The sequence below is a fragment of the Pseudomonas onubensis genome, from assembly GCF_965653655.1.
GTDB lineage: Bacteria > Pseudomonadota > Gammaproteobacteria > Pseudomonadales > Pseudomonadaceae > Aquipseudomonas.
Genome location: NZ_CBFHAZ010000134.1, coordinates 1 through 14,153 on the forward strand (window position 1 = coordinate 1; position 14,153 = coordinate 14,153).

12 protein-coding genes and 1 pseudogene are annotated in these 14,153 nt (G+C 60.5%); 3 read left to right on the plus strand and 10 right to left on the minus strand.

Annotation, left to right across the window (positions count from 1 at the left end; all coding sequences use genetic code 11):
- Positions 1-478: 478 nt before the first annotated feature.
- From tauD to ACTD9P_RS27125, 7 genes are all read right to left on the minus strand, one after another.
- Positions 479-1,315 carry a taurine dioxygenase gene (tauD, locus tag ACTD9P_RS27095; RefSeq protein ID WP_017135359.1) on the minus strand — a complete coding sequence of 279 codons (837 nt, stop codon included), beginning with the start codon at positions 1,313-1,315 and terminating at the stop codon, positions 479-481.
- Positions 1,316-1,326: 11 nt separating this feature from the next.
- Positions 1,327-2,163 carry a taurine ABC transporter permease TauC gene (gene tauC / locus ACTD9P_RS27100; protein WP_438870076.1) on the minus strand — a complete coding sequence of 279 codons (837 nt, stop codon included), beginning with the start codon at positions 2,161-2,163 and terminating at the stop codon, positions 1,327-1,329.
- Positions 2,160-2,939, minus strand: coding sequence for a taurine ABC transporter ATP-binding subunit (tauB, locus tag ACTD9P_RS27105; RefSeq protein ID WP_438870077.1), 780 nt, complete (start codon positions 2,937-2,939; stop codon positions 2,160-2,162). Before tauB ends, tauC begins: the two co-directional genes overlap by 4 nt.
- 18 nt (positions 2,940-2,957) lie before the next feature.
- Entirely contained in the window at positions 2,958-3,935 is a 978-nt protein-coding gene (tauA, locus tag ACTD9P_RS27110) for a taurine ABC transporter substrate-binding protein (protein WP_058422606.1), read from the minus strand.
- Positions 3,936-4,178: 243 nt separating this feature from the next.
- Positions 4,179-5,762 (minus strand): glutamate--cysteine ligase, encoded by a 1,584-nt coding sequence (gene gshA / locus ACTD9P_RS27115; protein ID WP_438870078.1) that lies wholly within the window; start codon positions 5,760-5,762, stop codon positions 4,179-4,181.
- 214 nt (positions 5,763-5,976) lie between these two features.
- Positions 5,977-6,360 (minus strand): PaaI family thioesterase, encoded by a 384-nt coding sequence (locus ACTD9P_RS27120; protein WP_017135364.1) that lies wholly within the window; start codon positions 6,358-6,360, stop codon positions 5,977-5,979.
- Positions 6,360-8,687 (minus strand): Tex family protein, encoded by a 2,328-nt coding sequence (locus tag ACTD9P_RS27125; RefSeq protein ID WP_438870079.1) that lies wholly within the window; start codon positions 8,685-8,687, stop codon positions 6,360-6,362. Before ACTD9P_RS27125 ends, ACTD9P_RS27120 begins: the two co-directional genes overlap by 1 nt.
- A 357-nt stretch (positions 8,688-9,044) precedes the next feature.
- Here ACTD9P_RS27125 and ompR point away from each other — a divergent pair, with 357 nt between their 5' ends.
- Both ompR and ACTD9P_RS27135 read left to right on the plus strand, forming a co-directional pair.
- Positions 9,045-9,785, plus strand: coding sequence for an osmolarity response regulator transcription factor OmpR (gene ompR / locus ACTD9P_RS27130; protein ID WP_438870080.1), 741 nt, complete (start codon positions 9,045-9,047; stop codon positions 9,783-9,785).
- A gap of 117 nt (positions 9,786-9,902) precedes the next feature.
- Positions 9,903-11,216, plus strand: a complete 1,314-nt coding sequence (locus tag ACTD9P_RS27135) for an ATP-binding protein (protein WP_138817305.1) — start codon at positions 9,903-9,905, stop codon at positions 11,214-11,216.
- Positions 11,217-11,347: 131 nt separating this feature from the next.
- Here the strand turns inward: ACTD9P_RS27135 and rimK are convergent, their stop codons facing one another.
- The 3 genes and pseudogenes from rimK to rimA form a co-directional block, all read right to left on the minus strand.
- Positions 11,348-12,253 carry a 30S ribosomal protein S6--L-glutamate ligase gene (rimK, locus tag ACTD9P_RS27140; protein ID WP_003171022.1) on the minus strand — a complete coding sequence of 302 codons (906 nt, stop codon included), beginning with the start codon at positions 12,251-12,253 and terminating at the stop codon, positions 11,348-11,350.
- A complete protein-coding gene (rimB, locus tag ACTD9P_RS27145; RefSeq protein ID WP_034117234.1) occupies positions 12,250-12,732 on the minus strand; it encodes a retropepsin-like aspartic endopeptidase RimB in 483 nt (160 codons plus the stop codon). Before rimB ends, rimK begins: the two co-directional genes overlap by 4 nt.
- Before the next feature lie 79 nt (positions 12,733-12,811).
- Positions 12,812-13,525 (minus strand): annotated as a pseudogene (rimA, locus tag ACTD9P_RS27150) (S6 modification regulatory phosphodiesterase RimA); the annotation flags it as partial.
- A gap of 115 nt (positions 13,526-13,640) precedes the next feature.
- On the opposite strand from rimA, the gene ACTD9P_RS27155 reads away from it, so the two are divergent.
- Complete coding sequence (locus ACTD9P_RS27155; RefSeq protein WP_438870081.1) at positions 13,641-14,048, plus strand: RNA-binding S4 domain-containing protein; 408 nt, start codon at positions 13,641-13,643, stop codon at positions 14,046-14,048.
- Positions 14,049-14,153 lie beyond the last annotated feature (105 nt).

The window sequence follows — 14,153 nt, forward strand, 5'->3', positions numbered from 1 at the left end:
CCCAAACCCAGACGCTGAGTTCTTTCAGGAAAATTGCAGTCCCTTTACTGGGGCCGCTTCGCAGCCCAACGCAGGACAAGCCTGCTCGCCACAACAGCCGACCTGCCACAGACTTCGTGTTAACCGGTTGTGTAGATACCTATGGCTATCGCAGGCAAGCCAGCTCCCACATTTAAATCTTCAGGGTGGCAAATTCACTCGGCAGTACTCGATCAATGTGGGAGCCGGGCTTGCCCGCGAAGGCGGTGAATCAGTCGATGAATGTATGGGCTGGTACACCGCTATCGCAGGCAAGCCAGCTCCCACATTTTGATCTTCGGTGTGGAAAATTCACTCGGTCGTACTCGGGTCAATGTGGGAGCGGGCTTGCTCGCGAAGGCGGTGAATCAGTCGATGAATGTATGGGCTGACCCACCGCTATCGCAGGCAAGCCAGCTCCCACAATTAGATCTTCATTGATGCAGAGGCTGTGCCTGGCTTAGAACGGCACGTCGCCCAGGATTGTGGCGCGATGCATTACCCGCCGTTGCGGGCGGTAGTCATCCACGGCGTAGTGCTGGGTCACGCGGTTGTCCCAGAACGCTACGTCGTTCTCCTGCCAGCGCCAGCGAATGGTGAACTCCGGCCGTGTTGCGTGGGCAAACAGCAGCTTGAGTATGGCCTCGCTTTCCGTCGGCTCCAGCTCGTTGATTTTGGTGGTGAAGCCGTCACTGACAAACAACGACTTACGCCCGCTGACCGGATGCGTGCGCACCACTGGGTGTGACAGCGGTGGATTTTTCTTGCGGGTCTCTTCCCAGCGCGCCAGGTCTTCGGCGGTGTTGCCAAAGCGCTCCAGGGGGAAGGATTTGGTGAAATCATGAGTCGCCGTCAGGCCATCGAGCAGGCGCTTGAAAGGCTCCGACAAGGCTTCATACGCCGCAATGCCACTGGCCCACAACGTGTCGCCACCAAACGCCGGCAGCAGCTTGGCGCTGAGCACCGCGCCGAGCGCAGGCGTTGGCAGGAAGGTCACGTCGGTGTGCCATACGGCGTTGTCGCGCACGTCGGTTACGGCGGTGTCGAGGATCAGCACTTCGGGCTGCTCCGGCACGTTGGGGTAGATCGGGTGAATATGCAGGTCGCCAAAATTTGCCGCAAACCGCGCCTGTTGCTGCGGGGTGACGGCTTGGCCACGGAAGAACAGCACCGAGTGGCTGAGCAGCGCCTGCTCAATAGCGTCACGTTCCTGGAGGCTCAACGGTTGGGTGATATCGACGCCACTGATCAGGGCGCCCAGGGCGGTGCTGATTGGCGTAACGGTCAGGCTGCTCATGCGGTTCTCACTCAATGTGCCTGGCCATGCCAAGGCACTAATTTGCGCTGCAGGGTACGTAGGCCCATTTCCATGGCGAAGGCGATCAGGGCGATCACCAGAATCCCCAGCACCACCACGTCGGTGACCAGGAACTGCGCCGCCGACTGCACCATAAAACCCAGGCCGCTGGTGGCGGCGATCAGCTCGGCGGCAACCAGGGTCGACCAACCCACACCCAGGCCGATGCGCACGCCTGTAAGGATGTCGGGCAGGGCGCTTGGCAGGATCACATGGCGAATCAACTGGGCGCGGGTGGCGCCCAACGACTGCGCGGCACGCAGCTTGGCCGGGTCGACCGTGCGCACGCCGGTCGCGGTGGCGATGGCGATTGGCGCAAAGATCGCCAGGTAAATCAGCAACACCTTGGACAGCTCACCGATGCCGCACCAGATCACGATCAGCGGCAGATAGGCCAGAGGCGGAATCGGCCGGTAGAACTCGATCAGCGGGTCGAGGATGCCACGGGCAATGCGGTTGGAACCAATCGCAATCCCTACAGGCACGGCGGTCAGCACCGCAAAGCCCAGGCCCAGGCCGATGCGCGTGAGGCTAGCGCCCAAGTGCTGCCACAAAGTGGAATCCATATAGCCCGTGGTCGCCAGCAGCCAGCCTTTTTGCAGCACGGCGGATGGCGGTGGCAGGAACAAGGGTTCAATCAAGCCAATGGCGGTGACGGCCCACCAGAGCGCCAGCAAGGCGACCAGGGTGAGTACGCTGATCCAGCGCGTGCTCAGGCTGCGACGTACCACAATCACCTTGTGCGCTACCGGCTTGGCGGCCGTGGCGGGAAGTTCGTAGCTGCTCATGCGGACACCTGCCGTTGCGAGAACACTTTGCCCAGCACGTGTTCACGGGTTTCGATAAAGCGCGGGTCGGACTTGATCGCCCGCGCCGATTCACCGGCGGCGTAGCGTTGACCGAAGTCCAGGTGCAGGCGCTCGACGATCTGGCCTGGGTTGGGCGCCAGCAGGATCAGGTCGGTGGCGAGGAATACCGCCTCTTCAATGTCATGGGTAATCAGGAACACCGGCTTGGCCGTGCGCCGCCAGACTTGCAGGAGCAATTCCTGCATCTGTTCGCGGGTGAAGGCATCGAGGGCGCCGAAAGGCTCGTCCATCAGCAGCACGCGTGGGTCGGCCGCCAGCGCGCGGGCCAGGCCGACACGCTGTTTCTGGCCACCGGAGAGCTGCCAGATACGGCGGCTGTCGAAAGCGGCCAAATCGACCAGCGCGAGCATTTCCCGGGCGCGTACTTCGCGTTGTGCTTTGGGCACGCCGGCCAGTTCCAGGCCGAAGCCGACATTGGCCAGCACGTCCTGCCAGGGCAGCAGGGCATCGTCCTGGAACACCACGCCGCGTTCGGCGCTCGGGCCTTTGACCGGCACGCCATCGAGGGTGATGCGCCCGGCCGAAGGTTCGACGAAACCGGCAATCAGGTTCAACAGCGAAGTCTTGCCACTGCCGGACGGGCCGAGGGCCACCAGCAATTGCTGGGGCCCCAGGTCGAGTGAAATATCGGACAGTACCGGTTCTGTGGCGCCTGGGTACTGTGCGCTGATGCGCTCCAGTTGTAGCAAGGCCATCGCGATGAACTCCTTGAATCAGTTGGTGATGAACTTGGCGCTGACGTAAGGGGCGTAATCCGGCAGCACGGCGTCTACCTTGCCTTGTTCCTTGAGGAACGCGGCGGTGTCGGTGACAGCCTTGGTGGTCGGTGCGCCCAGCAGGGTCACTTGGTCAGCGGCCAGTGGGTAGACGTTGCCTTGCAGCAGCAGTGGGATATCACTGGCCTTGGCGCCGGAGAGCTTCACCAGTTTGTCGACGTTGCCTTTGTCGGCCAGCCAGGCCTGTGGGTCTTTGCGGTAGGCGGCGTAGGCGTCGAGGGTGACTTTGGCGAAGGCGGTGACGATTTCCGGGTGTTTCTCGGCGAAGTCTTTGCGCACGATCCAGGCATCGAAGGTGGGCGCGCCAAACTTGGCCAACTCGCCGGAGGTGATCAGCACTTTGCCGTTTTCCTTGGCAACGCCCAGGGCCGGGTCCCACACGTAAGTCGCGTCGATATCGCCGCGCTTCCACGCCGCTATGATTGCCGGCGGTGCGAGGTTGAGGATGGTCACTTTGGAAGGGTCGATGTTCCAGTGCTTCAGCGCGGCCAACAGGCTGTAGTGGCCGGTGGAAACGAAAGGCACGGCGATCTTTTTGCCGACCAGGTCCTGCGGGCTGTTGATCCCCGAACCATTGCGCGCTACCAGCGCTTCGGCGCCGCCGATCTGGGTGGCGACCAGGAAGGTTTCAACCGGCACTTTGCGCGTTACCGCAGCGGTCAGCGGGCTGGAACCGAGGTAGCCGATCTGGACGTCGCCAGAAGCGATGGCGGCAATGATATCGGCGCCATTGTCGAATTTGCGCCAGTCGATCTTGGCGTTGGTAGCTTTTTCATACGCGCCGTCGGCCTGGGCGACTTTTGCTGGGTCTACGGTGGTCTGGTAGGCGATGGTCACATCTGCCGCCTGGGCAAACAGGCTGGCACCGGCCAGGGACAATGCGGCCAAAAGGCGCAATGGGGTAAGCAGTTTCAAGGGGAAGCTCCTCAATCAGGCGGCCGAGGGTCGGCGTGTGAGGAGACTAAATGATCTAAGAACTCGAAAATAAATAACATTTTCGAATTAGCTTATGAGGAGAAGAGTGAGCGCAGGTCTTCAACCCAATGAAGACAAATGTGGGAGCTGGCTTGCCTGCGATAGCATCACCTGGGTATCACTGATACACCGAGGTGTTTGCATCGCAGGCAAGCCAGCTCCCACACAATCCAGCGTGATGCCTTAGTTACTGATCGCCAGAATGCTCGCCTGGTACGACCCGACAAACACGTCAAAGTCGCCCACTTCGTTCTGCTCCAGCTCCGCCTGTTGTGCCAGCGACTTACGCGCCAGCTCTTCAAAGCGTGCCTGCTCCTCGGCCGGTAAAGGCTCCTTACGGAAGTGCGCGGCATGCACCTCGCTCTGATGCAGGGAGAACTGCGCAAAACTCTCTTTGCGCTCGGCCATCGCCGCCAGCACCTGGGCAGAGGGCGTCAGGGACGCGTCCTTGACCTTCGCCAGCTGAGCGTCCAGCGCCTGGCTGTGTTCGGTGATGCCATGGCTCTCATCCAGCAAGGCCGCCAGCGGGGCAATCTGCTCCAGCAGCTCGGAGGCCCATTCCTTCATGTCCACCGCCTGGCCCTCACGCTGCAATTGCAGGCCTGGGCGACGGCCTTCCTTGACCACGCTGAGGAAGTTGGAGGTGGCATTGCCGCACTCGTTGTTGGCGAACAGCGGGCTGTCGTTCAACGCGCAGTACAGCAGGAACGCATCGAGGAAGCGTGATTCCGGCAGGTCGATGCCCATCGGCAGGAATGGGTTGATATCCAGGCAGCGCACTTCGATGTACTGGATACCACGGGCCATCAGCGCCTGGATCGGCCGTTCGCCGGTGTAGGTCACGCGTTTGGGGCGGATGTTGGAGTAGTACTCGTTTTCGATCTGCAGGATGTTGGTGTTGAGCTGTACCCATTCACCATCCTTATGGGTGCCGACTTCGACGTAAGGCGCGTACGGCGTTGCCACCGCTTCACGCAGGCTGTCGGTGTAGCTGCTCAAATCGTTGTAGCACGGCGTCAGGCCGGCTTGGGCGTTGCTCTGGTAACCCAGGTCGCTCATGCGCAGGCTGGTGGCGTACGGCAGGTACAGCGTGTCGGCGTCCAATACTTCCAACTGGTGCGAACGACCGCGCAGGAAACCCGCGTCCAGGGCCGGTGAGGCACCGAACAGGTACATCAGCAGCCAGCTGTAGCGGCGGAAGTTACGGATCAGCGCGATGTAGGCGGTGGACTGATAGTCGCGGTCGGTGCCGACGAAGCCTTCAGTCTCCTTGAGCAACGGCCACAACTGTTCCGGCAGGGAAAAGTTGTAGTGGATGCCGGCGATGCACTGCATGGTCTTGCCGTAGCGCAGGGCCAGGCCCTTGCGGTACACGTACTTGAGCTGGCCGATATTGGAGGTGCCGTAGTAGGCGATCGGAATATCTTCTTCGGCCGGCAACGGGCACGGCATCGAAGGGCTCCACAGGTACTCGCTGCCGAGCTTGCTGTAGGCAAACCGATGGATCTTGTCCAGGCTGCTTAGGGTATCGGCCGGGTTGGGCAGGGCGGGAGTGATGAACTCCAGCAGCGATTCCGAGTAGTCGGTGGTGATCAATTCATTGGTCAACGCGGCGCCCAGGGCTTCGGGATGCGGCGTTTGCGCCAGGCGACCCTCACCGGTGACGCGTAGGCATTCACGCTCGATGCCGTGCAAGCATTGCTCTAGCAGGGAGAGGTGTTCGCGCTTGCCGAGCAGGGCCAGGCGGCGGTTGAGAAGTTCGCTCAAGTTGGATTCCTTCACGCGTCAGTCGCCCCAATATGGGGGTGGGCAGGACGGTCTACAAGGGTGAAGTTGAAACTGGCGTTATCGCCTGGTTTAGAGTCGATTTGGCTCACATTGAAAAAGCCTACTTCACTCCATGAATTGGGCTATAGCGCAGCAAGAAAATTCCGACGCTGTTGTCGCAGCGCCGAAATTAACTCAAATCGAGGGCGGGGAGCTAGAGGACAGCGAAGGTGCCTTGTGCTTTTGCGACAAGTCTTTCGCCTTGATACACATCGGCTTCCACCACCAATGTGCGTCTGCCGGCGTGAATCACCCGGCTGGTGCACAGCACATCACCGTCTTCGACGGCGCGGATATAGTTGATCTTGCACTCGATGGTCGCGCTCTGCTGGTCAAAACCATGGGCGCTGGAACAGGCCAGCCCCATGGTGATGTCGACCAAACTGAAAATCGCCCCGCCATGGAGCTTGCCCGCGCGGTTGCGCAGCTGCGGCTCCAGGGTCAGGGCCACCTCGGCAACGCCCTCGTCCAGGCGTTGCAGGCGGCAGCCGATCAGCTCGCTGAAGGCGCTCTGGGTCAAACCGGCCGGGATCTCCATCAGCGTTTCTTCAACTGCTTGGCGTTGGCGAACAACGACGCCATGGCGTTGTTGCTCGGCGCGGCAGTGGCAGTAGGCTCTTTACGCGGGGAATTGCCCTGGGACTGGCGCGGTGCCGAGCCTGGGCGTGCACCACGGGCGCCGTCGATTTTCTCGCCGGGGGTGTCGCTCATGCGCATCGACAGGCCCACGCGTTTGCGCGGGATATCGACTTCCATGACCTTGACCTTGACCACGTCACCGGCTTTTACCGCTTCGCGTGGATCCTTGATGAACTTCTCCGAAAGTGCAGAGATATGCACCAAACCGTCCTGATGCACGCCGATGTCCACAAAGGCGCCGAAGTTGGTCACGTTGGTGACTACGCCTTCGAGGATCATGCCCGGCTGCAGGTCCTTGAGGTCTTCAACGCCGTCCTGGAACTCGGCGGTCTTGAACTCGGGACGCGGGTCGCGGCCAGGTTTTTCCAGCTCTTGCAGGATGTCGGTGATGGTCGGCACACCGAAGGTTTCGTCGGTGTACTTCTTCGGGTCCAGGCGCTTGAGGAACGCGGCGTCACCGATCAGCGAACGGATATCGCGGTCGGTCTCGGCGGCAATGCGTTGCACCAGCGGGTAGGCTTCCGGGTGGACCGCAGACGAATCCAGCGGGTTATCGCCGTTCATGACGCGCAGGAAGCCGGCAGCCTGTTCAAAGGTTTTTTCGCCCAGGCGTGCGACTTTTTTCAGCGCTGCGCGGGTTTTGAACGCGCCGTTCTCGTCACGGTGGGTGACGATGTTCTGCGCCAGGGTGGTGTTCAGGCCGGAGATACGTGCCAGCAGCGCGACCGAGGCGGTGTTTACATCCACGCCCACCTTGTTCACGCAGTCTTCCACCACCGCATCCAGGCCGCGCGCCAGTTTCAGCTGCGACACGTCGTGCTGGTACTGGCCAACGCCGATGGATTTAGGGTCGATCTTCACCAGCTCTGCCAGCGGGTCTTGCAGGCGACGGGCAATGGAGACGGCGCCACGGATCGACACATCGAGGTCCGGGAACTCCTTGGAAGCCAGTTCCGACGCGGAATAAACCGAAGCGCCGGCCTCGGAGACCATGACCTTGGTCATCTTCATGGCGGGGTATTTTTTGATCAGTTCGGCGGCCAGCTTGTCGGTTTCACGGCTGGCGGTGCCGTTGCCGATGGCGATCAGGTCCACGGCGTGCTTGGCGCACAGGGCGGCCAGGATGGCGAGGGTCTGGTCCCACTTGTTGTGCGGCACGTGCGGGTACACGGTGGCGTGGTCCAGCAGCTTGCCGGTGGAGTCGACCACCGCAACCTTACAGCCGGTACGCAAGCCTGGGTCGAGGCCCAAGGTGGCACGCGGGCCGGCCGGTGCGGCCAGCAGTAGGTCGTGCAAGTTGTGGGCGAACACGTTGATCGCCTCGGTTTCGGCGCCGTCGCGCAGCTCGCCGAGCAGGTCGGTTTCCAGGTGGGTGTAGAGCTTGACCTTCCAGGTCCAGCGCACGACTTCACCGAGCCACTTGTCCGCCGGACGGTTCTGGTTCTGGATGCCGAATTGTTGACCGATCATGCCTTCGCACGGGTGCATGGTGCCGGGCAGTTCGTCGCCGACTTTGAGCGCGGAGCTCAGAATGCCCTCGTTGCGACCCCGGAAAATCGCGAGTGCGCGGTGCGACGGCATGCTCTTGAGCGGTTCGTCGTGCTCGAAATAATCGCGGAACTTGGCGCCTTCTTCCTCTTTGCCGGCGATAACGCGAGCGCTGAGAATGGCTTCCTGCTTGAGGTAGGTACGCAGCTTTTCCAGCAGGCCGGCGTCTTCGGCAAAACGCTCCATGAGGATGTACTTGGCACCTTCGAGGGCGGCCTTGACGTCGGCGACGCCTTTTTCGGCATCGATAAAGCGTGCAGCTTCGGTTTCCGGGGCCAGCGAAGGGTCGTTGAACAGACCGTCGGCCAGCTCGCCCAAACCGGCTTCCAGGGCGATCTGGCCCTTGGTGCGGCGCTTCTGTTTGTATGGCAGGTAAAGGTCTTCGAGGCGGGTCTTGGTGTCGGCAAGCTTGATGTCGCGTTCCAGTTGCGGGGTCAACTTGCCCTGTTCCTCGATACTGGCGAGGATGCTGATGCGCCGTTCGTCGAGTTCTCGCAGGTAGCGCAGGCGCTCTTCCAGGTGACGCAATTGAATGTCGTCGAGGCTGCCGGTCACTTCTTTACGGTAACGGGCGATGAAAGGCACCGTGGAGCCTTCATCCAGTAGCGCGACGGCCGCTTCGACCTGTTGTGGGCGTACACCGAGTTCCTCGGCAATGCGGCTGTTGATGCTGTCCATAAAACCACCTGAAATTCTTGAAAGCAGCTCGCAGGCCCGGAAAACAAGGCGTTGCGAGGCTGGTTGAGCGGCGCCAGCGGCACCGCTGCCTGGGTCAAAAGGCTGCCTGTTGACCCTCGAAATCGGGAAATTGCTGCCCCGCGCTGAAAAAACGGCTGAGGCTGCAAACAGTAAAGTCTGACAGTGCCCTGCGTGAAGGCGCCGCATTATAACCAGCGTTCTGCCCTTGGGGGGTACTGCGCCGGTGGTTGTAGGACGCGGGTTCGCTGGCGGTGGAGGAAAAATCTGCTAACAATGCACACGGTGCGTATAACGGCAGCTACGCCATAATGCGCGCCGAGATAAGAGGAGCATCTAATGAGCAGCACTGCACAAACTGCTGAAGGCGAAAAAATTCTCATCGTTGACGACGATCCGGGGCTGAGCAGCCTGTTGGAGCGTTTTTTCAACTCCAAGGGCTACCGTGCCCGCGCGGTGCCGAACACCGAGCAGATGGACCGCCTGTTGGGGCGTGAAGTATTCAACCTGGTCGTACTCGACCTGATGCTGCCCGGCGAAGACGGCCTTACCGCCTGCAAACGCCTGCGCGGTGTGAACAACCAGATCCCCATCATCATGCTGACTGCCAAAGGTGATGAGCTGAGCCGCATCAAGGGCCTGGAGCTGGGCGCTGATGATTACCTGGCCAAGCCGTTCAACCCTGACGAGTTGATGGCCCGGGTCAAAGCCGTATTGCGTCGCCAGGCACTGCCGGTACCGGGCGCGCCGGGCAGCGAAGACGAGAGCGTCACCTTTGGCGAATACGAGCTGTCACTGGCGACCCGCGAGCTTAAGCGTGGCGAAGAAGTGCACATGCTGACCACCGGCGAGTTCGCCGTGCTCAAGGCGCTGGTGATGAACGCTCGCCAGCCGCTGACCCGCGACAAGCTGATGAACCTGGCCCGAGGCCGCGAGTGGGACGCCCTGGAGCGCTCCATCGACGTGCAGATCTCCCGTCTGCGCCGGATGATCGAGCCGGACCCGGCCAAGCCGCGGTACATCCAGACGGTGTGGGGCGTGGGTTATGTGTTTGTGCCGGATGGCACTGCAACCAAGTGACCGATGACTTGCAGGGGCGGGCATCCCGGCGTTTGACTCCATGAGGGTCGACGGGATGCCCGGCGTCTGCAATTCTGCGAGCGCCGCTCGTTCCTGCAAGGTGTTTAGCTGTCTCCTATGAAAACCCCGTTGTGGTTCCCGCAAAGTTTTTTCTCCCGCACCCTTTGGCTGGTGCTGATCGTCGTTCTGTTTTCCAAGGCGCTCACGCTGGTTTATCTGTTGATGAACGAAGACGTGCTGGTAGACCGGCAGTACAGCCACGGCGTGGCGTTGACGTTGCGTGCCTATTGGGCCGTTGACCCTGAAAACCGCGAAAAGGTAGCCAAGGCTTCGACGCTGATTCGCGTCGACGGCGCGGGTGTGCCCGAAGGTGAGCAGCATTGGCCTTACAGCGAGATTTATCAGCGTCAGATGCAGGCTGAGCTGGGAGAAGACACCGAGGTGCGCCTGCGCATGCATGTTTCACCTGCACTCTGGGTCCGGGCCCCGAGTCTGGGAGATGCCTGGATCAAGGTGCCCCTTTACCCTCATCCGCTGCGCGGGCAAAAAATCTGGAACGTGCTGGGCTGGTTCCTGGCCATTGGTTTACTTTCAACCGCTTCTGCGTGGATTTTCGTCCGACAACTCAACCAACCGCTTAAACGCCTGGTGTTTGCCGCCCGCCAACTCGGGCAGGGGCGCAGTGTGCGCCTGCCGATCAGTGATACGCCCAGTGAGATGACCGAGGTGTACGGTGCCTTCAACCAGATGGCGGAGGATGTCGAACAGGCCGGGCGCGAACGCGAGCTGATGCTGGCGGGCGTATCCCATGACCTGCGCACGCCACTGACGCGTTTGCGGCTGTCCCTGGAGTTGATGGGCAACCATAACGACCTGACCGATGACATGGTGCGCGACATCGAGGACATGGACGCGATTCTCGACCAGTTCCTGGCGTTTATCCGCGATGGCCGTGATGAGGTGGTAGAGGAAGTCGACCTCACGGACCTGGTGCGCGAGGTGGTAGCGCCCTACAACCAGAATGGCGAACAGGTGCGCATGCGCCTGGAGCCGATCCAGCCGTTTGCATTGCGTCGTGTGTCGATGAAGCGCCTGTTGAACAACCTGATCGGCAACGCCTTGCATCACGCGGGTTCGGATGTGGAAGTGGCCGCCTATGTGTCCGGCGACAGCGCGGCACCCTATGTGGTGTTGAGTGTGATGGACCGTGGTACGGGCATTGATCCTGCGGAATTGGAAGGTATTTTCAACCCATTCACCCGTGGCGACCGTGCGCGGGGCGGCAAGGGTACGGGGTTGGGGCTGGCGATTGTGCGGCGAATTGCTTCGATGCATGGCGGCAATGTTGAACTGCGCAACCGCGAAGAAGGCGGCCTGGAAGCCCGGGTGCGCTTGCCGCTGGGCTTGATGTTGCCTAGAGACGCGGTATAGCTGCAAGCTACAAGCTACAAGCTACAAGCTACAAGCTACAAGCTGCAAGCTGCAAGCTGCAAGCTGCAAGAGAAGGCAGATGGCCTTTGCCCTTTCTTGCAGCTTATAGCTTGAGGCTTTGAGCTGCTTCTCTACCCCTTGCCCTTGGTCCTGGTCATATTCGGCCCACCATTCTTCTCCAGATGCTGAATGATGATCCCCGCCACATCCTTGCCGGTGGTGGTCTCTATCCCTTCCAGGCCCGGTGATGAATTCACCTCCATCACTAACGGACCATGGTTGGAACGCAAGATATCCACACCCGCCACTGCCAGGCCCATCACTTTGGCGGCCCGCAGTGCGGTCATGCGTTCTTCTGGAGTGATCTTGATCAGGCTGGCGCTGCCGCCACGGTGCAGGTTGGAGCGGAATTCCCCAGGTTTGGCCTGGCGCTTCATGGCGGCAATCACTTTGTCGCCGACCACGAAGCAGCGGATATCCGCACCGCCGGCTTCCTTGATGTATTCCTGCACCATGATGTTCTGCTTGAGGCCCATGAACGCCTCGATCACTGACTCTGCTGCTGTCGCCGTCTCACACAGCACCACGCCGATACCTTGGGTGCCTTCGAGCACCTTGATCACCAGCGGTGCGCCGTTGACCATCTCGATCAGGTCGGGGATGTCATCGGGGGAGTGGGCAAAGCCGGTCACCGGCAGGCCGATACCCCTACGTGACAGCAGTTGCAGGGAGCGCAGCTTGTCCCGCGAACGGGCGATGGCCACCGATTCGTTGAGCGGGAACACACCCATCATTTCAAACTGGCGCAACACCGCACAGCCGTAGAACGTCACCGAAGCGCCGATCCGCGGGATCACCGCATCAAAACCTTCCAGCGGTTTGCCCCGGTAGTGGATCTGCGGCTTGTGGCTGGCAATGTTCATATAGGCACGCAACGTGTCGATCACCACCATTTCGTGGCCACGTTCGGTGCCGGCCTCGACCAGGCGGCGGGTGGAATACAGACGCGGGTTTCGCGACAGCACAGCAATCTTCATGCAGCACCTGGGGCAGAAATAGTAGAGACCGGGAACACCGGCTTGTCTTGAACGTACTTGACGCCGGGACTGACCACCAACTGGCCGTCAATCAGCGCCTTGGAACCCAGCAACAGGCGATAACGCATGGCTTTGCGACAGGCCAGGGTGAATTCCACCCGCCATACTCGGTCACCCAGTGCCAGGGTGGTGCTGATTACATACCGCACCTGCGCATGGCCGTTGGAGCTCTTGATAGTTTTCATCGTCACCAGGGGCGCTTCGCAGCGACGATGACGCAGTTGCACCACGCTGCCCAGGTGCGCAGTGAAGCGCACCCACTTCTCGCCGTCGCGCTCAAAGGGCTCGATATCGGTGGCGTGCAGGCTCGAGGTGCTGGCGCCGGTGTCGATCTTCGCGCGCAGGCCAGCCACTCCCAGGTCGGGAAGAGCCACCCACTCGCGCAGACCCACAACGGTCAAATGGTCAAATGTCTTCAATATGGGTAACCGGTCAGTTCGCCCAGGCCTGAGGGGAAACCTCGGCCAGGGCTTTGAATGCGGGCCTGGCGAACCACTAACCTTGCATCAGAAATATTCCGCAGTCGGACAGAAAGTCGCGCTCGCCGGCACTTTCGATACCTTCGGCAATGACAGTAACGCCCAACTGCTCACAGATTGTGACAATCCCCTGGACGATTACCTGACGGACACGATCCTGGTCGACATTGCGAATCAGCGCCATGTCGAGTTTGATCAGGTCAGGTTGGAAATCAGCCAGCAGGTTCAGCCCCGAATAGCCCGCCCCGAAATCGTCGATGGCGGTCTTGAAGCCGAATTGGCGGTATTCACGCAGAATATTGGTCAAATGGCGATAGTTATCTACATGCTCGTTTTCCAGCGTTTCGAAAATCAGCCGATCCAGCGGGAAATTATGCGCGCGGGCCGCCTCCAGAGTGCTGCGAATGCACAACTCCGGCCGGTACACGGCATTGGGCATGAAGTTGATTGAAAGATAACTTTGCATGCCCAACGCGGCGGCCCCCGCAATCGCCTGAGTACGGCAGCGTTGGTCAAAGCGATAACGGTTGCTGTCGTTGAGCTGGTCCAGCACCGACAGCGCCCCTTCACCGTGAGTACCGCGCACCAATGCTTCGTGGGCAAAAAACGACCGGTCGCGAAGGTCTACGATAGGCTGGTAGGCGAAGGAAAAATCGAAACCCAAGGCTTCGCTTTGCTGGCAACCTACGCAACGCTGGTTGGGCGAGGTGAGTGAAATGGGAAAGTCGGTCACAGCGTATCCTCGCAAAAACAGGGGGTGCCTGGCGTATCTTAGGTGAGGCTTGGGTTTTACGCGTTGACGGGATTCAACGGTAAAGTTGCGACATTTTTCAGAGCGAGGAATTCAAGTGGCTCAAAAGCAGGAAGAGGAAGAAAAGGTCCGTTTGGACAAGTGGCTGTGGGCGGCGCGTTTTTACAAAACTCGCGCGCTGGCCAAGGCGGCCATCGAGAGCGGCAAAGTGCACCATCGCGGCGAGCGCTGCAAGCCGGGCAAGGAACCGCGCGTCGGAGACGAGTTGCAGATTCGTACAGGTTTTGACGAAAAGACGGTTGTCGTTCAGGCGCTTTGCGTCGTGCGCCGTGGTGCCCCAGAAGCGCAGGCGCTTTACGCCGAGACCGAAGCCAGCATCGCCAAGCGCGAAAATGCGGCGGCAATGCGTAAAGCCGGGGCTACGGGCATGACCACCGATGGCAAGCCGAGCAAGAAGCAGCGTCGTGATTTGTTCAAGTTTCGCGGTAGCGGCAATGATGATTAACGATGAAAATCTTCGTTCAAAAGGAGATCAAAATGTGGGAGCGGGCTTGCTCGCGAAAGCGGAGTGTCAGCTGACTAATTCATTGACTGACCCACCGCTTTCGCG